The following is a 25,849-nucleotide window of genomic DNA, read 5'->3' as shown; positions in this document are numbered from 1 at the left end:
GTGAAAGCGGACTCTATTCTGACGGCGCGGCACGGGCATGCCTGACATCCGGTTAGGGTATACCTCAAATTGACACTGCGTATTCCAGAGAACGTGATGACGGAAGGTTGAACCTTCCGTCATAGCGCATCTGGTTTGGCCTCCCGTCAGCCAACCACGGGAAACACTGACTCGATCATTGGAGAATGGTCAGCTTGGCCTTGAGATCAATGGCTCTCGCGAAGTTGTGGTAATTCGGCGATGTTCGCTGCACCTGCGCGTGCAATGCTTTCAGCGCCGCCGAATCCGCCGACGACTCCATTTCGACCTCATACTCGACCTGGTCGTACCCTGGATTGATCCCAGGATCGATTCCAAGAAAACCTCTCAGATCGAGGCTTCCCTTCGTGCGGATAGTCAGCGATTGCAACTCGATGTTCATTGCCGCCGCATTTGCCGCGTAGGTTGCAGTCATGCATGCGTTCAACGCAGCCAGGATCAATTCTTGTGGATTAGCGGCCGTGTCGGTACCGAGCAATTCTGCCGGTTCGTCCGCGTCGATGACAAAGCCGCGCGCCAAGGCCGTGTCACCTAGTACGAGCGGCATGGTTCGCGCACGCGTCCGGGTGCCACCCTCCCAGGTTGTCACGACGCCGAACGTCGCGATGCCTGCGGCGGGCTTTGCTGCGACCTGATCTGCAAACTCACGCAATGCGCCGACGTTGATCCCGTTGCCGGGAGTTCCTTTAATGTTTGTGTTCATTTCTCGTTCCCCCATTATGTGTTACGCCCGGCCATCACGCCGCCGTCAACGTCCCAGATTGCGCCCGTCACCCATGCTGCCTTGTCCGACAACAGGAAGAGGATGACCTCGGCGACGTCTTGTGGCGTCCCAACCCTGCCGATTGGGTGGAAGCTGTTGAATCCCTGTAAGGCGCCATGAACCTCGGCCTTGGGTATGAATCCCTCGTAAATCGGCGTTTCGACAACCGCCGGAGAAACGGCATTGACCCTGATTTGTTTGGATGCCAGCTCCATCGCAAGGTGCTGGGTCAGCGAATGCAAACCTGCTTTTGCCATCGAATACGCGGACGACGGCGTAGCCGCAATCGCCTGCTTGCCCCACATCGAGCCGATGTTCACAATGGCGCCGGGACGCTCGCTGGCCACGAGATTGGCCACGACTTTTGTGTGATGAAGAAGAACGCTTTATTCAACGTCAAATATTGTTCGTAATCACTTTCCGTGTGCTCAAGAAACGCCTTCGGGAAGAACACCCCAGCCGCGTTGACCAGAAGATTGATGTCCTTGTGGTGTTCATCGATGGTATGCAGGAGTCGCTTCACATCTTCGGCTCGCGAGAGATCGGCAGTCAGGGCGGTCACGGTGCCCAACGACGACAGCGCCTTGCGGGCCTCTTCGGCCTTGTCTTCACGGTGACCGACGATGACGACGCTTCCGCCTTGCTCAAGAACCATGCGGGCAGTTTGCAGTCCCATCCCGCTAGTGCCGCCGATGACCAACAACTTCTTGCCATTAAATTCAGTACTCATAATAATCTCCTTAACTACCAACTAAATGGTAGGGTTGTGTTGCAAAAAAAGTGCCGACCTCAGGTCAACACGGTGGAAAGAAAAGTGTTTCCAACTTGTAGGTCCGCGTGACGACCGCATGCCACGGCCCACCATCATCGAGCCTTCCAACGCGCACAAGAATGCCTCTGCGAGAGCCTCTGGGGTGGAATTCGAGGTGATCAGCGCGGCACGCTGACCATCGGCAACGACAAGAGTCAACCAGTCGAGATTGACTTTAAAGAATCGCTCGACCTCGCTCACAACGGCGTCCGGCAGCGAGTCCGACTCGGCACCCAACATGCCGCAGACACAAAGGCGCCGGTCCTTGGCGAAGGTGCGTTCGAAAAGTGCCGCATACGCAGTTAGCCTGTCAGGCGCTTTCGCATGCTGCCCTTCGATGCTCAGCAACTCCTCACGAAACCGGTGCGTGTAGCGCTGTGCGACCACGGCCACGAGTTCACCCTTCTTGGGAAAGTGGTGGTGGATACTTGGTTTTTGATGCCTACCAACTGGGCCACGTCGTCGTATGAGAAGCCGTTGTAGCCGTGCTGCTGTACCAACCCTTCAGCGGCATCGACCACCCGCTCGGCGGTCGGCGAGATTTCGGAGAAATGCTTCATGCAAGCGCCTCATTTGATTCGGCGACTGGCAGGTGGCCTGTCTTGACCAGGATGGTGCAGCCTGTATTGCTGAAGGGACGGTGAGCACTCAAATGCGGACTGCGCATCCATGTGCCGGTAGGGTAGCTTCCGAACTCATCCTCAAAGACGCCTTCCAACACATAGATTTCTTCACCGCCGTAGTGACGATGCGAATTGAATCGTGTCCCCGGGGCCCAGCGCACCAAAGCCGTATGTTGTGTGTCGAACTCAGAAAGTGGCATCACCGACAGACCCGGCACGAGGCCTGGAAACCAGGGGCCGTTACGGGTGTCGACCACGGTGCGTTGGCTGTCGGCTAGATCAAGATGGCGCAGCTTGACGAACAACGTGCAACCCGTCGCGGAGCTCGGTGCATGCGAAGAACCTGGTGGATTCTTGATGTAAGTCCCAGGCCCGAAGGTCCCGGATTCGTCGCTGAATTCGCCGTCCAGGACCAGAATCTCCTCGCCCAAGTCGTGCTTATGATTTTCAAAAGCGGAGCCCGGCGCGTATCGCACGATCGAGGTGGCACGCGCCACTTCGTCGCCATCACGCTCCAGTAACTGGCGTTGAATCCCGGTCGCTGGCGAATCGACCCACTGTAAGCTTGAAGGCTCGACGACAACACGCTGCGAAAGATCTGAATTGAGTTTCATGGCTTTATTTCATCTACCGACTACTTGGTAGGTAAGTTATAAGATCCCGATTTGTTTGTCAAATAGCTTTCGCCATTTTCTTTCATCCATTGAAAAAACAATGAATTGGTTACAAGAACTCGCGAAGCTTAGCGTACGATTTTTTCCGAATTCTCTATCGTCCCCAACAAGAACCGTTTATTCGACGCTGAACAGCGGCGCCCCCAGCCGGCCGACATCCACTTCGATGCCCAGCCCCGGCCCCGTCGGCGCGCTGCCGAAGCCGCCCTGCGAACGCGGCTGGTAGTGGGCCAGGTGGCCGTCGGTCCAGTCGTTGAAGAACGGTGTCATCAGCAGGCTTTCAGGGCGGGTGGTGGCTGCTACGTGGCTGGTGGCAGCGGTGATGATGTCGCCGCCCCACATGTCCTCCACCGACACCGCCATGTTCAGATCCTGCAGCAGGTCGCGGGCGCGCACCAGGTTGGTCAGGCCGCCGAGCTTGCCGAACTTGATGTTCACCGACACCGCGTTGGCCTCGTACTTGGCGCGGAACACTTCGTCGGCGCTGACGATGGATTCGTCCAGCACCAGCGGCAGGCTCGAGCCGCGGGCAGCGAGGATGCAGTCAATGGTGCTGCGGCACGGCTGCTCGACATACACCGGCAAGCCGGCCATGCCCTGGATCGCCAGCTTGGCGCTGGCCAGCGACCAGCCGCCGTTGGAGTCGGCGACGATCACCGTCGCGGTTGCGGTGGAATTCCACCAGCCCTTCCGACTCCAGGCGCTTGAGCGCCTCGCGCACCGGGATCTTGCTGACGTTGAACGACTTGGCCAGTTCGTCTTGGCGGATCGGTTCGTCTTCCGGCAACTCGCCCTTGATAATCGCGTCCCGCAGGTGCTTCAGGATGATCTCCGAGCTGGAAGGGGCAATGCCCAGGTTGGGGACGTTTTTCAAGAAAAGAGACACGGTGGTTTTTCTCCAGGGCGGACTTCGAATATTTTATACGAAATTTTTCAGCCCGCACCATAGCCCGATCCGCGCCTGCCCCGGTAGCCCGGAGCAGGTACAGGATATGTCAGGCCGCCGCCGTGCTCGCCCGGCCATTGACCAGGCGCGTGATGCCCAGCGGGTTGTCGCGCTTGAGAGCATCGGGCAGCGCGCTGTCCGGGAAGTTCTGGTAGCACACCGGGCGCAGCCAGCGCTCGATCGCCAGGCTGCCGACCGAAGTGCCGCGCGCATCCGAAGTGGCCGGGTAAGGCCCGCCGTGAACCATGCCGTCGGCCACCTCGACCCCGGTCGGGTAGCCGTTGACCAGCAGGCGCCCGGCCTTGTCCTCCAGCAGCGGGATCAGTTCGGCGAAGGCCTCCAGGTCTTCGTCATCGCCGATCAGGGTCACCGTCAGCTGACCTTGCATGGCCTCCAGGCCACGCAGCAGTGCGGCCTTGTCATCGAGGGCAATCAGCACCGATGCCGGGCCGAACACCTCTTCCTGAAGCACTTCATCGCCTTCAAGCAGCAGGCGCTGATCGGCGCCGAACAGGCGGGCCGGCGCCTGCCCGTCGGCCGCGCCCTCCGCCAGCAGGCGAATTCCGTCAGTGTCCTGCAGATGCTGCGAACCGCACTGGTAGCTGCGTAGGGTGCCGGCATTGAGCATGGTCTGCGCCGGCTTGCCTTGCAGGGCGCTGCCGAGCACCTCGCCGAAGGCGCTGAAGGCCGGCGAGCGCAGGCCGAGCACCAGCCCCGGATTGGTACAGAACTGGCCGCAGCCGAGCACGATCGAGTCCGCCAGTTGCCCGGCGATGACCACGCCACGCCGCTCGGCGGCACGGGGCAGGACGATCACCGGGTTGATGCTGGACATCTCGGCGAACACCGGGATCGGCTCCTTGCGCGCGGCGGCCATGTCGCACAGGGCACGGCCGCCCTTGAGCGAGCCGGTAAAGCCCACGGCCTTGATCCGCGGGTGCTTGACCAATTGCTCGCCGACCCCGCTCCCGTAGATCATGCTGAACACCCCCGCCGGCAGGCCGCAGCGCTCGACCGCCCGGGTGATGGCGCCAGCCACCAGTTCCGAGGTCGCCATATGCCCGCTATGGGCCTTGAACACCACCGGGCAACCGGCGGCGAAGGCCGAGGCGGTATCACCGCCCGCAGTGGAAAAGGCCAGGGGGAAGTTGCTCGCGCCAAACACCGCCACCGGGCCAATGCCGATCTTGTATTGGCGCAAATCCGGCCGCGGCAGCGGCAGGCGCTCCGGCAATGCGCTGTCGATCCGCGCGCCGAGGAAATCACCACGGCGCAGCACTTCGGCGAACAGGCGCAACTGGCCCGTGGTGCGCTTCTGCTCACCCTGGATCCGGGCACTCGGCAGTGCGGTTTCGCGGCAGACGATGGCCACGAAATCCTCACCCAGGGCATCGATCTCGGCGGCCACGGCGTCGAGGAAATCGGCTCGCTGCCCGGGGCTGGTGCTGCGGAATCGAGCCGCCGCCGCAGCGGCGGCATCGCACGCCTGGTCCACTTCCTCCGCGCTGGCTTGCCAGAAGGTCCAGGGCAGTGCCTCGCCGGTGCTGGCATCGACACTGCGATGGGGGGTGGTGCCGTTGGCGCAACGCGCACCGGCGATGAAGTTCTTGCCTGATATAGCCGTCATCACATGTTCTCCAGGCGCTACCGATGCAGTAGCGCGTTCAGTTCGTCCAGCAGTTCATCGTTGATCTCGACGCCCTGCGCCAGGCTGCGCCGACGCGCCTCGTAGCGCCGGGCGGAAGGCAGGCGGGCACCCTGCTGCTCGATGCTGTCGAACAGGGTTTCCGCGCTGTGCAGGTAATGCTCGTAGCGCTCGCCAAGAAAGCGCCTGGGGTCGAAGGCCAGGATCAGCTCGCCATGGAACGGCGAGGCTCCCGCACCAGCGTCGTGGGCCAGCGACTGGGCGCTGGTCAGGTCGCCGATCAGCGGCCCCGCCAGCAGTTCGATCATCGCCGCCAGGGCCGAGCCCTTGTGCCCGCCGAAGGTGAGCATGGCGCCCTGCAGCACGGCCTCGGCCGACGTGGTCGGCTCGCCGTCGGCAGATACGCCCCAGCCCAGCGGCACCGGTTTGCCGGCACGCCGGTGCAACTCGATATCGCCACGGGCAATGGCGCTGGTGGCCATGTCGAAGACAAACGGATCCTTGCCCGGGCGCGGCCAGCCGAAGGCGATCGGATTGGTCCCGAACACCGGCCCGCGCCCGCCCGCCGGAGCGACCCAGGCATGGCTCGGGTTGCAGGCCAGGGTCACCAGGCCGAGGTCGGTCAGGGTCTCGATCTCGACCCACAGCGCCGAGAAGTGCACGCAGCGGTTGATCACCAGGGCCGCCACGCCGTTGTCCACCGCCTTGCGCCGCAGCAGCGGTACACCGCGGTCGAAAGCCAGCTGGGAAAAGCCACCGGCGGCATCCACCCGCACACTGCCCGGCGCATGGTCATGCACCTGCGGCTCGGCGCGCGGGTCGACCTTGCCGGCCTTCAGCGTGGCGATGCACACCAGCAGGCGGTAGACGCCGTGGGAAGCGCACTCATCCCGTTGTCCGCAGACCATGGTCCGCGCCACGGCAAGCGCCTGTTCGCGACTGAAACCGTGCAGTTCGAGCACCGCGCGGGCGAGGCTGTCCACCTCGCTCAAAGCAAGACGCGCCAAAAGTCGTTTCTCCATCAGGATGTCCGGCGGCGAACGGGTCGCCGCCGGACCGGGGCAGGGTCAGTGGGGCATGCCGGCAGGCAGTCCGGGTTTGTCCAGGGCCGGCGCCAGCGCTTCGCGCCAGGCCGACACTTCCATCGGCGCAGCGACCTGGCCGAGGATGTGGTCGGACAGTTTTTCCGCCAGCATGATGGTCGGGGCGTTGGTGTTGCCGGTGGTCAGCGCCGGGAACACCGAGGCGTCGACGATGCGCAGCCGGTCGATGCCATGGACGCGGCCGTCATGGTCGACCACCGCCATCTCGTCCACCCCCATGCGGCAGGTGGAACAGGCGTGGAAAGTGGTGCCGGCGTTGTCGCGGATCCAGGCTTCCAGCTCGGCATCGCTCTGCAGGTGCTTGCCGGGGCTGAGCTCCTCGCCGCGCAGTTCGTCCCAGGAGCGCTGGGCGATCATTTCCCGGGTCTTGCGCAGGCCTTCGCGCAGTTGCTCCAGGTCGCCCGGCGCGGTGAGGAAGTTCAGGCGGATCAGCGGATCGGCCTTGGGATCCTTCGAGGCCAGGGTGACGCTGCCACGACTGGCCGGGCGCATGACGCTGGTGAAGTACTGGAAGCCCGGGGTGATGCGCGCCTTGCCGCGGTAGAACTCGCCCACCATGGGGAGAAATTCGTGCTCCAGGTTGGCGTACTCGACCTGGTCGTTGCCACGGAAGAACGCCCCCACCTCGAAGTAGTTGGACGCCCCCAGGCCACTGCGCGCGGCCATCCAGCGCGCCCCGACGAACAGCCGCCCGAGCGGCGACAGCGCGCGGGTCGGCGACACACCCTGCTTGGGCGTCGAATACTGGATCGCCACGGCCACGTGGTCCTGCAGGTTCTTGCCGACCCCGGGCAAGTGGTGGCGCAGCTCGATGCCGAGGGCCTTGAGCTCGTCCTGATCACCGATGCCGGCGAGCAGCAGCAACTGCGGCGAACCGAAGGCACCGGCACTGAGGATCACTTCCTTGGCGGCATGGCTGATCTGCTCGACGCCATCGATCTCGTACTTCACCCCGACCGCGGCCTTGCCGGAGAACACCAGGCCGGTGACGAAGGCGCGGCTTTTCACCACCAGGTTGTCGCGCCCGGCGGCCGAGTCCAGGTAGCCACGCGCGGTGCTCCAGCGCTCGCCCTTGTAGGTCGAGGCCTGGGCCACGTTGACTCCTTCCTGGCGCTCGCCGTTCTGGTCCGGGTTCAGGCGCAGGCCGTAGTCCTGGCCGGCGCCGAGGAAGGCCTGGTACAGCGGGTTGTCGGCCTTGCAGCGGTGCACGTGTAGCGGCCCGGAACCACCACGGAAGTTGTCCGTGCCACCGTCGAAGGTCTCCATCTTCTTGAAGTACGGCAGGCAGTGGCTGTACGACCAGTCGGGCAGCCCGGCCGCCGCCCAGCCGTCGAAGTCCAGCGGGTTGCCGCGGACGAAGACCATGCCGTTGATCGACGACGAACCGCCAAGCACCCGGCCACGGTGCTGGTCGCTGCGGTTGCCGTTCAGGCCCGGCTCGGGCTCGCTCTTGAAGCCCCAGTTGAAACGCTTGCTTTCCAGGGGCAGGCCCAGGGCGGCGGGCATCTTCAGGATCACGCTATCGTGGCGCGGCCCGGCCTCCAGCAGCAGGACCCGGGTGGTGCGTTCGGCGCTGAGGCGGTTGGCCACCACGCACCCCGCCGACCCGGCACCGACCACGATGTAATCGAACTCGTTCTTGCTCATTTGCCGCGCCTCATTATTTCAGTTGGATCCAGATCGTCTTCACTTCGGAATACTGGTCATGGGCCAGGAACGACTTTTCGCGACCGCCGAAGCCGGACTGCTTGAAGCCACCGAACGGCACCGACTGGTCGCCTTCGGAGAAGCAGTTGACCGACACGGTGCCGGCACGGATGGCGCGGGACACCTTGTGCGCGGTGTGCAGGTTGTTGGTGTAGAGCGATGCGGCCAGGCCATAGGGGGTGTCGTTGGCAATGGCGATGGCCTCCTCGACGCTGGAGAAGGTGATCACCGAAAGCACCGGGCCGAAGATCTCTTCGCGGGCGATGGTCATCTGGTTGCTGACGTCGTCGAAGATGGTCGGCTCGATGTAGTAGCCGCCGGTCTCCTGGCGAATGCGCTGACCGCCGAGGATGATCCGCCCACCCTCCTCCACGCCCGCCTTGATGTAGCCGAGGATGTTGTTCATGTGCTTCTCGTCGATCAGCGCACCGATGCGCGTGCCTTCGACCAGCGGATCGCCGACGGTCCAGGTCTTGAAGTGCTCGACCAGCGCTTCCAGCAGCCGGCCCTTGACCTTCTCATGGACCAGCAGGCGCGAACCGGCGCTGCAGTTTTCGCCCTGGCTGAAGAGAATGCCGATGGCCAGTTGCTCGACGATCGGCTGCAGGTCATCGACATCGTCCATGACGATGGCCGGGCTCTTGCCGCCCAGTTCGAGGATGACCTTCTTCAGGTTGGACTCGGCGGCGTACTTGAGGAAGTAGCGGCCGACTTCGGTGGAGCCGGTGAAGCTCAGGCAATCCACGTCCGGGTGGCGACCGAGGGCCTGGCCGACGGTCTCGCCGAAACCGGTGACGATGTTGAATACGCCGGCCGGGATCCCGGCCTCGGCCACCAGTTCGGCGAAGCGCAGGGCGCTGAGGGTGGTCTGCTCGGCGGGCTTGACGATCAGCGAGTTGCCGCCGGCCAGGGCCGGGGCGGTTTTCATCGCCAGGACGGCCAGCGGGAAGTTCCACGGGATCACCGCGCCGACCACGCCGACCGGCTCACGCACCACCAGCGAAACCAGGTCGCCGGGCGTCGGCGAGCTCTGGTCGTAGAGCTTGTCGATGGCCTCGGCGTGCCAGCGCAGGGTCTCGATGGCGTCCGGCAGGTCAGCGGCCAGGGCGTCGTCTACCGGCTTGCCGTTGTCCAGGCTTTCGATCAGGGCCAGCTCTTGGGCGTGCTGCTCGACCAGGTCGGCCAGGCGCAACAGCGCACGCTTGCGCTCCTTCGGCGCCAGGCCGGCCCAGCGCCGGTCCTCGAACGCCGCCTTGGCGGCCGCTACCGCCACCTCGACATCCGCCGCGTCGCACTCGGCGATGCGGGTGAGGACTTCACCGTTGGCCGGGTTGACGGTAGTGAAGGTCTTTCCGTCCAGGGCATCGACGAAGCGTCCATCGATAAAGGCCCTGGTCTGGAAGCGCTGGGCCTTGGCCCGCTCGGCGAAGTTGGGGCGAAGAGTGTTGGTCATGCTGTTTCCTCATTGCTGGATAGGTGACTGCCGCACGGGCATGGCTGGACCGGGTTACTCGCAGAGCACCGACTTGATCCGTTCGTACTTGGCTGGATGGCATCGCTTGACGTAGAAGCCGTAGGCCCAGCCGGCGGCGAACACGATGAACACAAGCGCCGCCAGCAGGTTAGCCCAGGTGCCGCTGAGGCCCAGGAGCAGCTCCACGCTGCTGAGCGCGTAGTAAAGGAAGACGCACAGGCCGGCGACGGCGATCAGCGGGGCCAGGAAGGCATTCCAGAAGCGCTGGTCGCAGCGGGTGCGGCGGAAGAACACGAAGATGGCGATGCTAGCGATGGTCTGCGCCAGGACGAGGCCGATCGCGCCCATGCCGGTCATGCTGGCGTACAGCACGTTGTACGGGTCCAGGCCCATCACCGCGAAGAAGCCGACGCAGATCACGGCACTGACGGTCTGCACGATCGAGGCGACGTAGGGGGTCTGCGCCTTGCGTCCGGTGTAGCCGAGCGGCGACCAGACCAGATGCTGGCGGCCCAGGGAGTACAGGTAGCGGGCGATGTTGTTGTGGATGGTCACCATGGCCGCGAAGATCGCCGTGACGATGAAGATATTGAAGAAGCTGGTGGCCCAGCCGCCCAGGACCATGTCGCTGACCCGGAACACCAGTTTGCCCGACTCCTTGGTGGCGATCTCCACGGCGTGATCGGTGCCCAGGGTGCAGATGATCAGCCAGGTGACGCCGCTGTAGATGGCGGCCATGAAGAACACCGAAAAGTAGGTGGCGCGGGGAATGGTGCGTTTCGGGTCGCGGGCTTCCTCGCTGTAGATCGCGCTGCCCTCGATGCCGCTGAAGGTGACGCAGGCGAACATCAGGGCCACGCCCAGGCCGGGGCTGAGCAACGCCGACGGTGCGAAGGGCGCCAGGCTGAACGAGGTTTCGGCTGGGCTGTTCAGCAGCATGCCGCCGGCCAGGACGAACAGCAGCAGGCATTCGAAGCTCATCAGGAAGCCCAGCACCCGCGCGCCGGAATGCACGCCACTGACGCCGAGGTACAGGCAGGCGGCCGCCGCCACCGCTGCGCACAGCCACCAGGGCACGGCCACGCCGGTGGCCTGGAGGATCACCTCGGCCGCATAGAAGCCAAAGCCGCCATAGAGGCCGACCTGGATCGCCGTATAGGAAAAGATGGTCAGGGCCGCCGTGCCCAGGCCGGTCAACTGGCCCATGCCCAGGGTCACGTAGGCATAGAGCGCACCGGCATTGCTGACATGCCGGGCCATGGCCACGTAGCCCACGGCGAACAGCATCAGGATCGACGCAGCAAGAATGAAGGCCGCCGGCGAACCGACGCCGCTGCCGATGCTGAGCATGATCGGCACGACGGCGACCACGCTGGTCATCGGCGAGGCCGCCGCGATGATGAAGCAGGCGATGGACGTAACGCCGAGGGTGTTGCGTTTCAGACCGTGGTTGCTACCGCCGCCGAGCGCTAGGGCATCGGCGGAGCGCACCTCGGGTTGCTGGGTATGATTCATCGTTTCAGCTTCCTGTAGTTATTTTTGGCAGCTAAACAAAGGGGAAGGCCCATTATTTTATATTGTATACGATTGTTTCCAATCTGCACCCTGCGCCGTTTCCGGATTGCTCCGGTACGCGCCGTGAAATCCGTTTTCCTTCTCGCCGGTCAAGCGGGAAAGACGGCTGCAGCAACAGCCCTGCAAACATCTACATCGAATCCGTGAAAATTACCCTTGGGGTCGGTATAAGAGAAGCCTGGCAGGCCATCACTGATACCACATTGAACAAATCCCTTCTTCTTGACATTGTCGAGCGTCGTACCGGCCATGGCACCCATTGACATCATCGAACTCAGCGTCAGTGCTGCGACTGTCAGGCCAACTTTGAAGATCTTGTTTTCATTTTTCATGTTATTGCTCTCATGGATTGCAGCAGAGACATTCCGCCCAAGAGATGACGCTCTAGCAGGTACTCAACCAACTCTCAGAGGCAGAAAACATCAGACAGGCCACTACGGCCCAGAGAAACAATCAGAAGATTTTTTAAGTGGCATAGGCTGCCCTCTTTTTATTTTTAAAAAGCCCCGTTTCCGGGGCGAAATATGAAGCACCGTCAGACCTACCGAATTACTGAATGTCAGGATCAGCAATTGAGTGTGCCCAACCGAGAGTCTCCTCCCGGTTGAGATCAACCTAGCGCCTATAGAAAAAGAGAAAAAGCGAATAATTTTACAATATTACGTAAGCTAAGCTTACGAATGCGGCTACACGCCACTATGATGTTGATTTTTAGGGGGGTCACCGAATCTCAGCCGCGTGTTGCTCTAGGCATTGTACGAACACCTGAAGCGCCGGGCTCCTCTTCTCACCCTTGCGAAATGCAATGGATATGCGGCGCCGAATCTCTGGTTCCAGTCGACAAATTCGTGTGCCCTGTAAATCTTTACGAGCCCTAAGTCCAGGGAGTATGGCAATCGCGCACCCCTCGCTAACTAACGCTCTGGTAACCTCGAATCCCTTGCAACGCGCGATGATGTTGGGCGTGTACCCTGATTTCTGGCAAGCATCGGTCAACATCCTGGTGTAAGTGGAGGAGGCTGTATCCATCACCCAGTTTTCATGCTCAAGATCCTGCCACGTGACAGTCTCCATCACTGCTAAGCGATGATCAGGCGACATCATCACGTTGAACACGTCTTCGATGAGTGGTGTGATTTCGATACTGGGGTCAAGCAGGCCGGGTGGTACGTTCAAGTCATCGATCAGCGCAATATCTGTCTGCCAACTGCGCAGAGCATTCATCCCTTCCTCAGGCTCCATTTCCTCAAACAGCACCTCCAGGCGAGGATGAGTGGCATGGAGTGTTTGAATTGTCTTGGGCATCAACGCTGCTGCAACTGAGGGAAATGCAGCAATCCTCAGGTCTCCAGCCACGACCTTTTTCAACTCGGCCATATCGGCCCTAGCGGATTCGAGCTCTTCAAAGATCCTATTGGCTCGCTCAACGAGCTTTCTGCCAGCGATGGTCAGATCTACGCCTCTCCCGCGCCGTTCTACCAGATCGATCCCCACCTCCTGCTCCAACAGCGAAATCTGCTGGGAGACAGCGGATGGCGATACGTGCATCGCTTCAGCAACGGCTGCCATGGTCTTACGTACCGCAAGCTCTCTCAAGGCACGCAACTTACTGATATCCATCAAGTTTCCCCTAAAAAGCGACATCTCAGAAAATCATTAAGTATTGCTTACGTATTATTGAAATATTATTCGCTTTTTTTGATCTGGGACAGGGTATAGGTTTGAAAAAAACCCCAACAAAGGTAACGCCGTAATGACCCACTCCTACTTCAACGACAATCTTGCTGAGCGCGACCCGCTGATCTTCAAAGCTCTCCAAGACGAGAAAAAACGTCAGCAAGGCCAGATCGAACTGATCGCCTCTGAGAACTCGGTGAGCTTCGCCTCTCTGGAGGCCATCGGTTCGGTCATCACCAACAAGACCGTTGAAGGCTACCCAGGCAAGCGTTTCCACGGCGGCGCTGATTTCGCCGACGTTGTCGAGCAAGCTGCCATTGACCGCGCAAAAGAACTTTTCGGCTGCGGCTTCGTGAACGTGCAACCACACTCCGGCACCCAGGCCAACCAAGCTGTGTTCTTTGCACTTCTGCAACCAGGCGACACAGTATTGAGCCTGGATCTGGCTTCGGGTGGGCACCTGAGCCACGGCGCAAAGCCGAACCAGTCGGGCCGTTGGTTCAGCATCGTTTCGTATGGCGTAGATCGCGAAACTGGCCGAATCGACTACGACAACGTCGAAGCTCTGGCCTTGGAGCACAAGCCGAAGCTCATCATCTCGGGTGGCTCGTCTTACCCACGTGAAATCGACTTCCCGCGTATGCGAGAGATTGCCGATAAGGTTGGCGCAACTTACCTGGTGGACATGGCCCACTTTGCCGGACTTGTCGCTGCTGGAGTGCACCCTTCGCCGATTCCACACGCAGACATCGTGACCTGCACCACCACCAAGACCCTCCGTGGTGCTCGCGGCGGCTTGGTCATGACCAACCGCGAAGACCTCTTCAAGAAGCTTCAACCGGCTGTTTTCCCAGGCGTACAAGGCAGCGCACACCTGGCAACCATCGCCGGTAAAGCAGTGTGCCTCGGTGAAGCTCTGACCGATGAATTCAAGACCTATGGTGCAAACGTCAAAGCGAACGCTCGCCTGCTTGCAGAAGTTCTGCAGAAGCGTGGTGTACGCATCGTCAGTGGCGGCACTGATACTCATGTTGTTCTGGTAGATGTTTCGTCCAAGGATCTGACCGGTCAGCAGTCGCAGGACGCGTTGTCGGAAATCAACATCACCTCGAACAAAAACCCGATTCCGTTCGACAGCGCCAAGCCATCAGAGTGGAAAGGCCTGCGCCTGGGTTCGTCAGCGGGTACTACTCGAGGTTTTGGTGCCAAAGAGTTCGAAGTCATCGGCAACCTGATCGCAGATATCTTCGATGCACAAGTTGCTGACGAAACTACCCGTGCCGCCGTCATCGCGAAGAGCCGCGCAGTAGTTGCCAAACTGGTTGCCGACTTCCCAATCTATGCCTAAGGGGTACATGGCGGATGCCTAGACCATCCGCCTCACTCCACGCTGTAGGAAAATAAAAATGAGCGTTCAACTTCCCAATGATCCAGCGCGTGACGATGTCCTGGCTGGCCGACCTGCGCTTTGGCTAAACCCGAACCTGAAAGCCAACGGCATTGCTGACCAATCGCTGCCGATCCGGGCTGCTCAAGTTAAAGAGGCCGAAGAAAACTGGCAGCTGCTGGCGCCAGTGCTGGAGACGTGCTTCCCCGAACTCAAGGCATCGAAGGGCCGGATCCAGTCCAAGCTGATCGAAGCCGAAGATCTGCGTGGTGCTCTCGGGTATGGCACTTCGGAATACGGTCGTGTCTTCGTCAAGGCAGACGGGGACTTGCCCGTCGCGGGTTCGATCAAAGCACGTGGTGGCGTTTATGAAGTCTTTATGCACGCCAAGAAGATGGCTGAAAAGCGCGGCATCCTGACTCCTGGTGGCGATATTACCGTCCTGGTGGGAGAGCAGGCCCGCGCTCTTTTTGCCCAGCACACCATTGCCGTGGGCAGCACAGGTAATCTGGGGCTGAGCGTTGGTATTGCCGCTCGCGCTCTGGGCTTCCGAGCAGTGGTGCACATGTCGTCGGACGCCAAACAATGGAAAGTTGATCGGCTCACACGCCTGGGCGTGGAGGTCGTGCAGCACAAGGCCGACTATACCACTGCAGTCGAACACGCTCGCATTGATGCAGAGGGCGATCCAAGCATCTACTTCGTGGATGATGAGCGCTCGGAAATGCTGTTCTTCGGTTACAGCGCTGCTGCCAGCGAGCTGGCAGTGCAGCTCAAAGAGCAGGGGGTCACCATCGATGAAGACCATCCATTGTTCATCTACCTGCCATGCGGTATTGGCGGTGCACCCGGTGGCGCGGCATACGGACTGAAAGCTATTTTCGGCGATGCCGCTCACGCTTTCTTTGTTGAGCCGGTTCAGTCTCCATGTGCCATGGTTCACATGATGAGCGGTTCTAAAGAGCTGATTTCGGTGTATGACGTTGGCCTGACTAACCGAACTGAAGCAGACGGTATGGCGGTTGCCCGTATGTCGGAGTTCGTAGCGGATGTCATGAAGCCAATGCTGTCCGGCGTTTTCACTGTCGACGACGACGACTTGTTCCGCTGGCTCTGGAAGGCGCAAACCACTCAAGCAATTCGCCTTGAGCCATCAGCTACTGCAGGCTTTGCCGGCCCAGAGTTCATCGTGAACAGCAATCAAGGTCGTGCTTATCAAGAAGCTCACGGACTGAGCAATAAACTCGCTCAGGCAACACACGTCATTTGGACAACTGGTGGCGCTTTCGTTCCTGAAGAGCAATTCAAGGAATTCATGGCGCGCGGAGCTTTACTGGTCAAATAAGACCAGAGCTCTAAAGGGGGTGGCAAACAACACCCCCACTCCTCAAATTTGCGCCAATGAAAACCAATCACGCCAGTCAATGACGTTGAGGTGTTAGTTTCATGAACAATCAATTCTTGGCCGACCGTATCGACGGGAAAGGCTTTGCAGCCAATCTCGTGGACAAACTTACGGAAGAAGTAACCGAGATTAAAGAGCAAACAGGACTCATTCCTGGCCTGGCTGTTGTACTTGTTGGCGAGGATCCAGCAAGTGGCGTTTATGTAAGTGCCAAACACCGCCAGACATTGGCCATCGGTATGCAGTCGTTCGTTCATAGGCTGCCCGCTGATACAACCCAAGCTGAGCTAATGGGTCTCTTGGACGAGCTGAATGCCGCTCCGGAAGTTAATGGCATTCTCGTGCAACTACCTCTTCCTGCACACCTTGATACCAACGCGGTTATCAATGCCATTGATGCAGACAAAGATGTGGATGGTTTTCACATCCTGAACGCTGGCCGTTTGGCCACAGGCCAAGACGCCTTGGTTCCCTGCACCCCGCTGGGCTGCTTGATGATGCTGAAAGACCGTTTGGGCAGCTTGGCCGGAATGAATGCTGTAGTTGTCGGCAAATCAAACATTGTTGGTAAGCCAATGGCCCAGCTGCTGATGGCCGAGAACTGCACCGTGACCGTCGCGCACTCCAAAACGCGAGATGTCCCTGCGTTGTGCCGAACTGCCGACATTTTGGTGGTAGCGGTAGGGCGGCCTGAGATGGTGAAAGGCGATTGGATCAAGCCAGGCGCTGTCGTTATCGACGTAGGTATCAACCGCATTGAACGTGATGGCCGGTCGCGCATCGTCGGCGATGTTGCATATGACGAAGCAGGGCATGCATCGGCGATTACACCAGTACCAGGCGGTGTTGGCCCGATGACCATTGCGTGCCTGCTGGCCAACACTGTGACCGCGTTCAAGCGTCAGCACAAAATCGTAACCAAAAAAGAAGCTGTTGCTGTTTAAGGTGATCCCAAATGACCAAGACTAAAAATAATTATGTACTGCGAGTAACTTGCCCTTCGATCCGTGGCGTCACAGCTGACATCACCAGCTTCTTGTCTTCTCGCGGCTGCAACATCCGCGACAGCGCACAGTTCGACGATGAGAGCACCAACCACTACTTCATGCGTATTACCTTCCGTTCGGAAGAAGGCCAGTCGCTTGAAGATCTGAGAAAAGAGTTCCAACCCCTTGTTGATAAATACAAGATGGAGTTCGAATTCTTCGATGAGCGCGCCAAGCGCAAAGTCATTCTGATGGTTTCCCGTTTCGGCCATTGCCTGAACGACCTGCTGTATCGCTGGGGCATCGGCGCCCTGCCAATCGATATTGTCGGTGTGATCTCCAACCACCTGGATTTCCAAAAGGTGGTCGAAGGGCATGGTATTCCCTACCACCATATTAAGGTGACCAAGGAGAACAAGGCTGAAGCTGAAGCAGCACAGATGCGCATCGTCCGCGAGGCGGGTGCAGAGCTGATCGTACTCGCCCGTTACATGCAGATTCTGTCTGACGAAATGTGCCAGCAGATGTCGGGGCGGATCATCAACATCCATCACTCGTTCCTCCCGTCGTTCAAAGGCGGCAGCCCCTACAAGCAAGCCTTCGAGCGAGGCGTGAAGTTGATCGGTGCAACCTCTCACTTCGTCACCGCCGACCTGGATGAAGGCCCCATCATCGAGCAAGACATTGTTCGAATCACCCATGCGCAAAGCCCAGAAGACTATGTCTCCTTGGGTCGAGACGTAGAAAGCCAGGTGCTGGCACGGGCCATTCATGCCTACGTGCACGGGCGTGTGTTCATGAACGAGAACAAGACGATTGTGTTCCCGCCGTCGCCTGATTCGTACTCCTCTGAGTCTATCGGTTGAGATGAGCGCGTCCCGCGCTCGTTTCGCCATAGTACCTAAGTGTTTGATCAAAAATTGGTGTAGGTGACTTGTACCCTCTTGGACGTCAACCCAAGGGGGTATTCCTACTCGTAAAAATTGAAATTGCAAGTTGAAGTAAGCCATGCCTAATCAATAAAGCTTCGGCACTTTACCTATCTCATTTATAGCTGCCCAAATAAAGAAAACAAGGTGCGAGGCATAGAAATGCAAGATACAACTTGGCTGTTAGGAGTTCTGTTTTCCTCCATTGCACTGATCATCTTCTTGATCATGAAAGTACGACTTCACGCTTTCTTGGCGTTGATAATCGCGTGCTTTGTCGTCGGCTTCGGCTCCGGCATGCCGGCAACTCAAATCGTCAAATCACTGGAGTCGGGAATAGGCGGAACCCTTGGGTTCCTGATCGCCATCATCGGGCTCGGCGGCATCTTGGGCAAAATGCTTGAGGAGTCAGGCGGGGCCGAGCGGCTGGCCAAGACTCTTCTCGACAACTTGGGATCAACACGGGCCCACTGGGTCATGGCTATCGTCGGCGCTATCGCTGGCATTCCTGTGTTCTTCGAGGTTGGATTCGTACTTCTCATACCTTTGGTGTATGTGGTGGCCCGCGAAACCAAGATCAACTTGATGTTTCTTGGGATCCCACTGGCCATCTCTCTGATGACCATCCACTGCATCCTCCCCCCCCCACCCGGCTGCCATGGCCATCACTGGTATGCTACATGCCGATGTAGGTACCGTGATTCTTTACGGCCTTATGGTCGGCATTCCGACCATGATCATTGCCGGGCCCATCTGGGTGAGTCTGTTCTGCGGAAAAGCAGCGAGCGAAAAGCAGCAAAGCTTCTTGGAGTCGCACGGAAAGCACTTGCCTGCTGAACGGGCACTCCCAGGCATCGGCATTACGCTGATGACCATCGCCTTGCCACTGATCCTGATGGTCTTCAAAACCGCTGCTGCTGGCCTACCGGCTGACTCTCTGGTACAGCATGTCGCGCAGTTTGTGGGCAACCCACTGACCGCCCTGATGATCTCCGTCGCCTTTGCCTACTGGTCTCTTGGCTTGCGCCAAGGCCGCACCATGCAGCAACTGCTAGAGATTACCCAACGCGGTTTCCCAGCGCTTGCAAACATCATCTTCGTGATCGGCGCCGGCGGGGCTTTCAACGCCGTCCTTATCGAGAGCGGCGTTGGTAAAGCGATTTCGAACATGCTGGCCGGCACTGATATCAACCTGATCATCCTGGCATGGTTCATCGCATGGCTGATGCACTTCGCCGTGGGCTCGGCAACTGTGGCCATGGTAAGCGCTGCGAGCATGATCAACCCAATGCTGGCCGCTGACCCTCACCTGAAACCGGAAATCTTGGTCGTCGCTATTGGCGCCGGCTCCATAGGCTGGGCACACGTCACCGACTCGGCATTCTGGGTCGTGAAGGAGTATTTGAATGTCTCGCTGTCGGAGGCACTCAAGAAGTTTACCGGAGGAACCGTTGTTGCCTCCCTCGTTGCACTCCTGGCCACCCTGATACTGAATTACTTCCTAGGTTGACTTTAGCCATTTGCCATTGACGGCCTCCTTTCCCAACCTATTTGACGCCAAGCGGAATGGACGTCAAATAGGTAAGCACCTGGTGAATTGAAACTATGCCAACACATTATGTTTATCTCGGCCTTGGCAGCAATGTAGAGCGGGAAATCCACATTGATATGGCCCTGTCGATGCTTGAAGAACACATCGACCCTCTGCGCCGTTCGCCTATCTATGAAAGCGCCTCGATAGACCCTCGACAATCCCCGTTTTACAACCTGGTCGTAGGGGGCAGTACCGACCTCAGCCTGGCCGAACTCAACGCGTGGATCAAAGACATCGAACTCCTTCATGGGCGAACCAGCAGCACTCAACGCTTCATTCCCCTTGATATCGATATCTTGCTGTTTGATGACCTCGCGGGCCTCCATGAGGGGATAGAGCTCCCCAGAGCAGAAATTCTCGACCGGGCGTTCGTGCTCTATCCGTTGCAGCAACTGGCCCCACACCTCAAGCACCCAGGCCTCGGCATTTCATTCGCCGAGTTGTGGCGTCAGTTGCAGCCAGGGCCTCAGCTGTCATCTGTACGTTATCCCTTCGGTGTCAGCTCGTTTGCTCTTACAGTGCAAGCCGGGAGATTTCCGCTACCGGGTGATCCCTGCCAGCTCGCAGCGATATAGCCCGATCAACGATCCACACGTCTTGAACTCGCTGGAGCCTTGTATGCAGCCTTTTCACGTGCATCCTCTCCCTTACTTGGCAGACCCCACCGTCTTTTTCGCAGTTATCCGTAATGCCCCTGGGGCTGTTCTCTTTGACTCTGGTCGCCCAACGTCCCAACGAGGCCGCTACGATCTGATGAGCGCCTGGCCGATCAGAAGCTTTCAACCGTATGAAGGTGAGTCTTCAGCAGCATTCGCAGAGCGTTTACGGGCTGCGCTCAAGAGCCTCGGGCATAGGCGCCCAGATGAAGAGTTGCCATTCACGGGCGGCCTCATGGGGTATCTCAGCTATGACTTTGGCCGAGCAGTGATTGGTCTCAAGCCGTCGGAGAGGGTGCAGATCCCAACTGCCCTTATCGGTCTATACACCTGGGCCCTAGTATCAGACCATCAAACGCGCCAATCACGACTGATCTTCAATCCGGCTGTAAATAACCAGGAACGCAAAAGCATCATTTCGCTGTTTCAATCGGGCACGACAAGGAAAACAGACGAGCCTTTCACATTGGGCGCCAAGTTTACTCCGACCGTTACCTACAACGCTTACGAAAATGCCATCTCCAGCATCCATGACTACATCGCAGCGGGTGACTGCTACCAAGTGAATTTCACACAGAAGTTCTTTACCAGCTATTCGGGCAATCCATGGCGCGCCTATGAAATCCTCCGAAACCATTGCGCAACCCCTTTCGGTGGCTACATCAACCTGGGTCAGCATGACGCCATAATGAGTTTTTCACCCGAGCGCTTCATTCAGAGCATCAATGGGCGGGTTGAAACTCGACCTATCAAGGGCACGATGCCTAGGGGCCGGACAAGCGCTGAAGACCAACACTACGCAGAAAAACTGGCAGCCAGCGAAAAAGATAGGTCTGAAAACCTGATGATCGTTGACCTGCTTCGTAACGACATCGGGAAGAACTGCAGATCCGGCTCAGTCAGCGTCCCTGAGCTGTTCAGCATCGAGTCATACCCAAACGTTCATCACCTGGTCAGCACTATCCAGGGCGAGCTAGCCGAGGGCAGAGATCCGATAAACCTGCTGTTCGATGCGTTCCCCGGTGGATCGATCACGGGTGCACCGAAGAAGCGCGCCATGCAAATCATCGATGAGCTGGAAGCGACTGAGCGCAGCATCTACTGCGGCTCTATGTTCTATCTCGACACAGCCGGCCATATGGACAGCTCGATCACCATCCGGACACTGCTCGCCAACAGTGGGACGATCAGTTGCTGGGGTGGTGGAGGGATAGTGGCCGAGTCGACCGCCCAGGGTGAGTATCTAGAGTCCGTGACGAAGATCCGAAACCTCCTGAAGTGCCTGGAGAGCTACTTTCTACCGTAATCAACCTAGTTCACGACATCAGCAACAGATTCAGTGAACAGGGTGCACTCCGGCAACGTGACGCCCTTCTTGACGATCACGCCTCCACACAACACTGACTGAGCGTGAACAGTGACGCCCCGCTTCAACACCGGGCTTTTGCATGCCCCTACAGGGCTGCGAAGGACGCTAACCGCATTCCAAAGCGTGACATCGTCTTCGATCACCACACCGTCATCAATCACCAAGCCTTGGCCATGGCGGACAACTACACCTTTGCCGATCTCCGCGCCAGGATGAATATCGATTCCCCACACCTGAGCAGCCCAGTTCTTCAACATCATGGCGTTGTGGTGTTCGAGATTGAGCCAGAGCATATGACTGATGCGATAGAGCTGCAGAGCCTGGAAGCCTGCACAGGAGGACAGCGCGACATAGTGATCGACACAGGACGGATCATCTTTTACGAAACGCTCGAGATCAGCTGCAGACTGCACAGCGATTGCCGGCTCAGAGCGGAGCAGCGCCGTCAGCCAGGCCTGCAGCTTGTCTCCGCCCAGGTGCCTCAAGCTGAACCCGAGATTGGCGCCCAGAGCTGCCTCGAAGCAGTCATGTTCGAGAACGCGGTACTCCACATTCCATCGCATAACGGGGTTCCAGCCCGCAAACTGCTCAGCTTGTTGCCTGAGCGAACGCCATACCTTGCTCATGTGGCCTCATGAATTTCAGAATCAAGGAGATGATGAGTTAATGTGGCACGTAGTTCCACAACAGTATAGCTTAAGGTTCCTTAAGCATTAGGTAAGAATAGCTTACCAAAAGGAGGAACCTACCCAAGCCTTACGCTGATGAGTAATTTTGAAGCATTAAGGGGACGATAGAGAATTCGGAAAAAATCGTACGCTAAGCTTCGCGAGTTCTTGTAACCAATTCATTGTTTTTTCAATGGATGAAAGAAAATGGCGAAAGCTATTTGACAAACAAATCGGGATCTTATAACTTACCTACCAAGTAGTCGGTAGATGAAATAAAGCCATGAAACTCAATTCAGATCTTTCGCAGCGTGTTGTCGTCGAGCCTTCAAGCTTACAGTGGGTCGATTCGCCAGCGACCGGGATTCAACGCCAGTTACTGGAGCGTGATGGCGACGAAGTGGCGCGTGCCACCTCGATCGTGCGATACGCGCCGGGCTCCGCTTTTGAAAATCATAAGCACGACTTGGGCGAGGAGATTCTGGTCCTGGACGGCGAATTCAGCGACGAATCCGGGACCTTCGGGCCTGGGACTTACATCAAGAATCCACCAGGTTCTTCGCATGCACCGAGCTCCGCGACGGGTTGCACGTTGTTCGTCAAGCTGCGCCATCTTGATCTAGCCGACAGCCAACGCACCGTGGTCGACACCCGTAACGGCCCCTGGTTTCCAGGCCTCGTGCCGGGTCTGTCGGTGATGCCACTTTCTGAGTTCGACACACAACATACGGCTTTGGTGCGCTGGGCCCCGGGGACACGATTCAATTCGCATCGTCACTACGGCGGTGAAGAAATCTATGTGTTGGAAGGCGTCTTTGAGGATGAGTTCGGAAGCTACCCTACCGGCACATGGATGCGCAGTCCGCATTTGAGTGCTCACCGTCCCTTCAGCAATACAGGCTGCACCATCCTGGTCAAGACAGGCCACCTGCCAGTCGCCGAATCAAATGAGGCGCTTGCATGAAGCATTTCTCCGAAATCTCGCCGACCGCCGAGCGGGTGGTCGATGCCGCTGAAGGGTTGGTACAGCAGCACGGCTACAACGGCTTCTCATACGACGACGTGGCCCAGTTGGTAGGCATCAAAAAACCAAGTATCCACCACCACTTTCCCAAGAAGGGTGAACTCGTGGCCGTGGTCGCACAGCGCTACACGCACCGGTTTCGTGAGGAGTTGCTGAGCATCGAAGGGCAGCATGCGAAAGCGCCTGACAGGCTAACTGCGTATGCGGCACTTTTCGAACGCACCTTCGCCAAGGACCGGCGCCTTTGTGTCTGCGGCATGTTGGGTGCCGAGTCGGACTCGCTGCCGGACGCCGTTGTGAGCGAGGTCGAGCGATTCTTTAAAGTCAATCTCGACTGGTTGACTCTTGTCGTTGCCGATGGTCAGCGTGCCGCGCTGATCACCTCGAATTCCACCCCAGAGGCTCTCGCAGAGGCATTCTTGTGCGCGTTGGAAGGCTCGATGATGGTGGGCCGTGGCATGCGGTCGTCACGCGGACCGGCCGAAGTTGGAAACACTTTTCTTTCCACCGTGTTGACCTGAGGTCGGCACTTTTTTTGCAACACAACCCTACCATTTAGTTGGTAGTTAAGGAGATTATTATGAGTACTGAATTTAATGGCAAGAAGTTGTTGGTCATCGGCGGCACTAGCGGGATGGGACTGCAAACTGCCCGCATGGTTCTTGAGCAAGGCGGAAGCGTCGTCATCGTCGGTCACCGTGAAGACAAGGCCGAAGAGGCCCGCAAGGCGCTGTCGTCGTTGGGCACCGTGACCGCCCTGACTGCCGATCTCTCGCGAGCCGAAGATGTGAAGCGACTCCTGCATACCATCGATGAACACCACAAGGACATCAATCTTCTGGTCAACGCGGCTGGGGTGTTCTTCCCGAAGGCGTTTCTTGAGCACACGGAAAGTGATTACGAACAATATTTGACGTTGAATAAAGCGTTCTTCTTCATCACACAAAAAGTCGTGGCCAATCTCGTGGCCAGCGAGCGTCCCGGCGCCATTGTGAACATCGGCTCGATGTGGGGCAAGCAGGCGATTGCGGCTACGCCGTCGTCCGCGTATTCGATGGCAAAAGCAGGTTTGCATTCGCTGACCCAGCACCTTGCGATGGAGCTGGCATCCAAACAAATCAGGGTCAATGCCGTTTCTCCGGCGGTTGTCGAAACGCCGATTTACGAGGGATTCATACCCAAGGCCGAGGTTCATGGCGCCTTACAGGGATTCAACAGCTTCCACCCAATCGGCAGGGTTGGGACGCCACAAGACGTCGCCGAGGTCATCCTCTTCCTGTTGTCGGACAAGGCAGCATGGGTGACGGGCGCAATCTGGGACGTTGACGGCGGCGTGATGGCCGGGCGTAACACATAATGGGGGAACGAGAAATGAACACAAACATTAAAGGAACTCCCGGCAACGGGATCAACGTCGGCGCATTGCGTGAGTTTGCAGATCAGGTCGCAGCAAAGCCCGCCGCAGGCATCGCGACGTTCGGCGTCGTGACAACCTGGGAGGGTGGCACCCGGACGCGTGCGCGAACCATGCCGCTCGTACTAGGTGACACGGCCTTGGCGCGCGGCTTTGTCATCGACGCGGACGAACCGGCAGAATTGCTCGGTACCGACACGGCCGCTAATCCACAAGAATTGATCCTGGCTGCGTTGAACGCATGCATGACTGCAACCTACGCGGCAAATGCGGCGGCAATGAACATCGAGTTGCAATCGCTGACTATCCGCACGAAGGGAAGCCTCGATCTGAGAGGTTTTCTTGGAATCGATCCTGGGATCAATCCAGGGTACGACCAGGTCGAGTATGAGGTCGAAATGGAGTCGTCGGCGGATTCGGCGGCGCTGAAAGCATTGCACGCGCAGGTGCAGCGAACATCGCCGAATTACCACAACTTCGCGAGAGCCATTGATCTCAAGGCCAAGCTGACCATTCTCCAATGATCGAGTCAGTGTTTCCCGTGGTTGGCTGACGGGAGGCCAAACCAGATGCGCTATGACGGAAGGTTCAACCTTCCGTCATCACGTTCTCTGGAATACGCAGTGTCAATTTGAGGTATACCCTAACCGGATGTCAGGCATGCCCGTGCCGCGCCGTCAGAATAGAGTCCGCTTTCACATTCTTTGACACATGCTTGCCAAGGTCTTAGATTTCAGCCTGATAAATTCAAGGCTTCGGGTGCAATGGAACCAAAAACCAACGTAAGCCCTGCCGCCCATCCAGCCCATGGAGGCATCTTGCAGGGACAACGCATCGGTTACGTCCGGGTCAGCAGCTTCGACCAGAACCCGGAACGCCAGCTGGAGCAGACCGAGGTGAGCAAGGTGTTCACCGACAAGGCCTCGGGCAAGGACACCCAGCGCCCCCAGCTCGAAGCGCTGCTGAGCTTCGTCCGCGAAGGGGACACCGTGGTAGTGCACAGCATGGATCGCCTGGCCCGCAACCTCGATGACCTGCGCCGCCTGGTGCAGAAGCTGACCCAGCGTGGCGTGCGGATCGAGTTCTTGAAGGAGGGGCTGGTCTTCACCGGCGAGGACTCGCCGATGGCCAACCTGATGCTGTCGGTGATGGGGGCCTTCGCCGAGTTCGAGCGCGCCCTGATCCGCGAGCGGCAGCGCGAGGGCATCGCCCTGGCCAAGCAGCGCGGCGCGTACCGTGGCCGCAAGAAAGCTCTCTCCGACGAGCAAGCCATCACGTTGCGGAAGCGGGCCGCTGCCGGCGAGCCGAAGGCGCAGCTCGCCCGCGAGTTCGGCATCAGCCGTGAAACCCTCTACCAGTACCTCCGCACGGACGACTGAT

At 58.7% G+C, this 25,849-nt stretch carries 23 protein-coding genes and 4 pseudogenes; 12 read left to right on the top strand and 15 right to left on the bottom strand.

Features of this window, described 5'->3' with window-relative positions; translation table 11 throughout:
- Window positions 1-175 precede the first annotated feature (175 nt).
- From OZ428_RS16995 to OZ428_RS16930, 14 genes and pseudogenes are all read right to left on the bottom strand, one after another.
- On the bottom strand, window positions 176-742 hold the full coding sequence (locus OZ428_RS16995; protein WP_004574805.1) for an OsmC family protein: 567 nt from the start codon (window positions 740-742) through the stop codon (window positions 176-178).
- A 14-nt stretch (window positions 743-756) separates the two neighbouring features.
- Window positions 757-1,532 (bottom strand): annotated as a pseudogene (locus OZ428_RS16990) (SDR family NAD(P)-dependent oxidoreductase).
- Between the two features lie 21 nt (window positions 1,533-1,553).
- Window positions 1,554-2,006 (bottom strand): hypothetical protein, encoded by a 453-nt coding sequence (locus OZ428_RS16985; protein ID WP_269130595.1) that lies wholly within the window; start codon window positions 2,004-2,006, stop codon window positions 1,554-1,556.
- A complete protein-coding gene (locus OZ428_RS16980; protein ID WP_269130594.1) occupies window positions 1,955-2,173 on the bottom strand; it encodes a hypothetical protein in 219 nt (72 codons plus the stop codon). Before OZ428_RS16980 ends, OZ428_RS16985 begins: the two co-directional genes overlap by 52 nt.
- Window positions 2,170-2,850: a cupin domain-containing protein gene (locus OZ428_RS16975; RefSeq protein WP_004574802.1), complete on the bottom strand. Its 681-nt coding sequence runs from the start codon at window positions 2,848-2,850 to the stop codon at window positions 2,170-2,172. Before OZ428_RS16975 ends, OZ428_RS16980 begins: the two co-directional genes overlap by 4 nt.
- Window positions 2,851-3,027: 177 nt before the next feature.
- Window positions 3,028-3,567: an enolase C-terminal domain-like protein gene (locus OZ428_RS16970; protein ID WP_198528928.1), complete on the bottom strand. Its 540-nt coding sequence runs from the start codon at window positions 3,565-3,567 to the stop codon at window positions 3,028-3,030.
- Window positions 3,568-3,571: 4 nt separating this feature from the next.
- Window positions 3,572-3,784, bottom strand: a pseudogene (locus OZ428_RS16965) (GntR family transcriptional regulator); the annotation flags it as partial.
- A 121-nt stretch (window positions 3,785-3,905) separates the two neighbouring features.
- Window positions 3,906-5,483, bottom strand: coding sequence for an aldehyde dehydrogenase (NADP(+)) (locus OZ428_RS16960; protein ID WP_049696799.1), 1,578 nt, complete (start codon window positions 5,481-5,483; stop codon window positions 3,906-3,908).
- A 17-nt stretch (window positions 5,484-5,500) separates the two neighbouring features.
- On the bottom strand, window positions 5,501-6,508 hold the full coding sequence (locus OZ428_RS16955; RefSeq protein ID WP_047150112.1) for an Ldh family oxidoreductase: 1,008 nt from the start codon (window positions 6,506-6,508) through the stop codon (window positions 5,501-5,503).
- Window positions 6,509-6,568: 60 nt separating this feature from the next.
- A complete protein-coding gene (locus OZ428_RS16950) occupies window positions 6,569-8,251 on the bottom strand; it encodes a choline dehydrogenase (RefSeq protein WP_269130593.1) in 1,683 nt (560 codons plus the stop codon).
- 13 nt (window positions 8,252-8,264) lie between these two features.
- Window positions 8,265-9,764: an aldehyde dehydrogenase gene (locus tag OZ428_RS16945; RefSeq protein ID WP_255752124.1), complete on the bottom strand. Its 1,500-nt coding sequence runs from the start codon at window positions 9,762-9,764 to the stop codon at window positions 8,265-8,267.
- Between the two features lie 54 nt (window positions 9,765-9,818).
- Window positions 9,819-11,300, bottom strand: a complete 1,482-nt coding sequence (locus OZ428_RS16940; protein WP_269130592.1) for an APC family permease — start codon at window positions 11,298-11,300, stop codon at window positions 9,819-9,821.
- 158 nt (window positions 11,301-11,458) lie between these two features.
- A pseudogene (locus tag OZ428_RS16935) lies at window positions 11,459-11,692 on the bottom strand (amino acid ABC transporter substrate-binding protein); the annotation flags it as partial.
- A gap of 388 nt (window positions 11,693-12,080) precedes the next feature.
- A complete protein-coding gene (locus OZ428_RS16930) occupies window positions 12,081-12,980 on the bottom strand; it encodes a LysR family transcriptional regulator (RefSeq protein WP_029380371.1) in 900 nt (299 codons plus the stop codon).
- A 133-nt stretch (window positions 12,981-13,113) separates the two neighbouring features.
- Here OZ428_RS16930 and glyA point away from each other — a divergent pair, with 133 nt between their 5' ends.
- The 7 genes and pseudogenes from glyA (at window position 13,114) to pabB (ending at window position 21,300) form a co-directional block, all read left to right on the top strand.
- Window positions 13,114-14,385: a serine hydroxymethyltransferase gene (gene glyA, locus OZ428_RS16925; protein WP_009683820.1), complete on the top strand. Its 1,272-nt coding sequence runs from the start codon at window positions 13,114-13,116 to the stop codon at window positions 14,383-14,385.
- A 58-nt stretch (window positions 14,386-14,443) separates the two neighbouring features.
- Entirely contained in the window at window positions 14,444-15,769 is a 1,326-nt protein-coding gene (locus tag OZ428_RS16920) for a D-serine ammonia-lyase (RefSeq protein ID WP_009683819.1), read from the top strand.
- A gap of 101 nt (window positions 15,770-15,870) precedes the next feature.
- Window positions 15,871-16,773: a bifunctional methylenetetrahydrofolate dehydrogenase/methenyltetrahydrofolate cyclohydrolase FolD gene (folD, locus tag OZ428_RS16915; RefSeq protein WP_029380372.1), complete on the top strand. Its 903-nt coding sequence runs from the start codon at window positions 15,871-15,873 to the stop codon at window positions 16,771-16,773.
- Between the two features lie 11 nt (window positions 16,774-16,784).
- Entirely contained in the window at window positions 16,785-17,681 is an 897-nt protein-coding gene (gene purU, locus OZ428_RS16910; RefSeq protein ID WP_009683817.1) for a formyltetrahydrofolate deformylase, read from the top strand.
- A gap of 225 nt (window positions 17,682-17,906) precedes the next feature.
- Window positions 17,907-19,254 (top strand): annotated as a pseudogene (locus OZ428_RS16905) (GntT/GntP/DsdX family permease).
- A gap of 95 nt (window positions 19,255-19,349) precedes the next feature.
- Window positions 19,350-19,913: a 2-amino-4-hydroxy-6-hydroxymethyldihydropteridine diphosphokinase gene (gene folK, locus OZ428_RS16900; protein ID WP_009683814.1), complete on the top strand. Its 564-nt coding sequence runs from the start codon at window positions 19,350-19,352 to the stop codon at window positions 19,911-19,913.
- A gap of 43 nt (window positions 19,914-19,956) precedes the next feature.
- On the top strand, window positions 19,957-21,300 hold the full coding sequence (pabB, locus tag OZ428_RS16895; protein WP_009683813.1) for an aminodeoxychorismate synthase component I: 1,344 nt from the start codon (window positions 19,957-19,959) through the stop codon (window positions 21,298-21,300).
- A 5-nt stretch (window positions 21,301-21,305) separates the two neighbouring features.
- Here pabB and OZ428_RS16890 read toward each other — a convergent pair whose 3' ends face one another.
- The gene (locus OZ428_RS16890) at window positions 21,306-21,989 is read right to left on the bottom strand and encodes a serine O-acetyltransferase (protein WP_009683812.1); all 684 of its coding nucleotides are present in this window, start codon (window positions 21,987-21,989) and stop codon (window positions 21,306-21,308) included.
- Between the two features lie 325 nt (window positions 21,990-22,314).
- On the opposite strand from OZ428_RS16890, the gene OZ428_RS16885 reads away from it, so the two are divergent.
- The 5 genes from OZ428_RS16885 to OZ428_RS16865 all read left to right on the top strand — a co-directional run bounded on the left by OZ428_RS16885 (window position 22,315) and on the right by OZ428_RS16865 (window position 25,848).
- Window positions 22,315-22,995 carry a cupin domain-containing protein gene (locus tag OZ428_RS16885; RefSeq protein WP_004574802.1) on the top strand — a complete coding sequence of 227 codons (681 nt, stop codon included), beginning with the start codon at window positions 22,315-22,317 and terminating at the stop codon, window positions 22,993-22,995.
- Complete coding sequence (locus OZ428_RS16880; RefSeq protein WP_004574803.1) at window positions 22,992-23,576, top strand: TetR/AcrR family transcriptional regulator; 585 nt, start codon at window positions 22,992-22,994, stop codon at window positions 23,574-23,576. Before OZ428_RS16885 ends, OZ428_RS16880 begins: the two co-directional genes overlap by 4 nt.
- Window positions 23,577-23,635: 59 nt before the next feature.
- Window positions 23,636-24,412, top strand: coding sequence for an SDR family NAD(P)-dependent oxidoreductase (locus tag OZ428_RS16875; RefSeq protein ID WP_004574804.1), 777 nt, complete (start codon window positions 23,636-23,638; stop codon window positions 24,410-24,412).
- A 14-nt stretch (window positions 24,413-24,426) separates the two neighbouring features.
- A complete protein-coding gene (locus OZ428_RS16870; RefSeq protein WP_004574805.1) occupies window positions 24,427-24,993 on the top strand; it encodes an OsmC family protein in 567 nt (188 codons plus the stop codon).
- A gap of 294 nt (window positions 24,994-25,287) precedes the next feature.
- Window positions 25,288-25,848 (top strand): recombinase family protein, encoded by a 561-nt coding sequence (locus OZ428_RS16865; RefSeq protein WP_009681541.1) that lies wholly within the window; start codon window positions 25,288-25,290, stop codon window positions 25,846-25,848.
- Window position 25,849 lies beyond the last annotated feature (1 nt).

This window comes from Pseudomonas sp. GXZC (assembly GCF_026967615.1).
In the GTDB taxonomy this organism is placed as follows: domain Bacteria; phylum Pseudomonadota; class Gammaproteobacteria; order Pseudomonadales; family Pseudomonadaceae; genus Aquipseudomonas; species Aquipseudomonas azotoformans_A.
This window is presented reverse-complemented; position numbering and strand designations above follow the sequence as displayed.

Coding starts and splice junctions, on each gene's coding strand:
- OZ428_RS16940 (WP_269130592.1), bottom strand. CDS start 11,300: ATGAATCATACCCAGCAACCCGAGGTGCGCTCCGCCGATGCCCTAGCG.
- OZ428_RS16930 (WP_029380371.1), bottom strand. CDS start 12,980: ATGGATATCAGTAAGTTGCGTGCCTTGAGAGAGCTTGCGGTACGTAAG.
- OZ428_RS16890 (WP_009683812.1), bottom strand. CDS start 21,989: ATGAGCAAGGTATGGCGTTCGCTCAGGCAACAAGCTGAGCAGTTTGCG.
- OZ428_RS16880 (WP_004574803.1), top strand. CDS start 22,992: ATGAAGCATTTCTCCGAAATCTCGCCGACCGCCGAGCGGGTGGTCGAT.
- OZ428_RS16920 (WP_009683819.1), top strand. CDS start 14,444: ATGAGCGTTCAACTTCCCAATGATCCAGCGCGTGACGATGTCCTGGCT.
- folD (WP_029380372.1), top strand. CDS start 15,871: ATGAACAATCAATTCTTGGCCGACCGTATCGACGGGAAAGGCTTTGCA.
- OZ428_RS16980 (WP_269130594.1), bottom strand. CDS start 2,173: ATGAAGCATTTCTCCGAAATCTCGCCGACCGCCGAGCGGGTGGTCGAT.
- OZ428_RS16885 (WP_004574802.1), top strand. CDS start 22,315: ATGAAACTCAATTCAGATCTTTCGCAGCGTGTTGTCGTCGAGCCTTCA.
- OZ428_RS16875 (WP_004574804.1), top strand. CDS start 23,636: ATGAGTACTGAATTTAATGGCAAGAAGTTGTTGGTCATCGGCGGCACT.
- purU (WP_009683817.1), top strand. CDS start 16,785: ATGACCAAGACTAAAAATAATTATGTACTGCGAGTAACTTGCCCTTCG.
- glyA (WP_009683820.1), top strand. CDS start 13,114: ATGACCCACTCCTACTTCAACGACAATCTTGCTGAGCGCGACCCGCTG.
- OZ428_RS16995 (WP_004574805.1), bottom strand. CDS start 742: ATGAACACAAACATTAAAGGAACTCCCGGCAACGGGATCAACGTCGGC.
- OZ428_RS16960 (WP_049696799.1), bottom strand. CDS start 5,483: ATGACGGCTATATCAGGCAAGAACTTCATCGCCGGTGCGCGTTGCGCC.
- folK (WP_009683814.1), top strand. CDS start 19,350: ATGCCAACACATTATGTTTATCTCGGCCTTGGCAGCAATGTAGAGCGG.
- OZ428_RS16870 (WP_004574805.1), top strand. CDS start 24,427: ATGAACACAAACATTAAAGGAACTCCCGGCAACGGGATCAACGTCGGC.
- pabB (WP_009683813.1), top strand. CDS start 19,957: ATGCAGCCTTTTCACGTGCATCCTCTCCCTTACTTGGCAGACCCCACC.
- OZ428_RS16950 (WP_269130593.1), bottom strand. CDS start 8,251: ATGAGCAAGAACGAGTTCGATTACATCGTGGTCGGTGCCGGGTCGGCG.
- OZ428_RS16945 (WP_255752124.1), bottom strand. CDS start 9,764: ATGACCAACACTCTTCGCCCCAACTTCGCCGAGCGGGCCAAGGCCCAG.
- OZ428_RS16975 (WP_004574802.1), bottom strand. CDS start 2,850: ATGAAACTCAATTCAGATCTTTCGCAGCGTGTTGTCGTCGAGCCTTCA.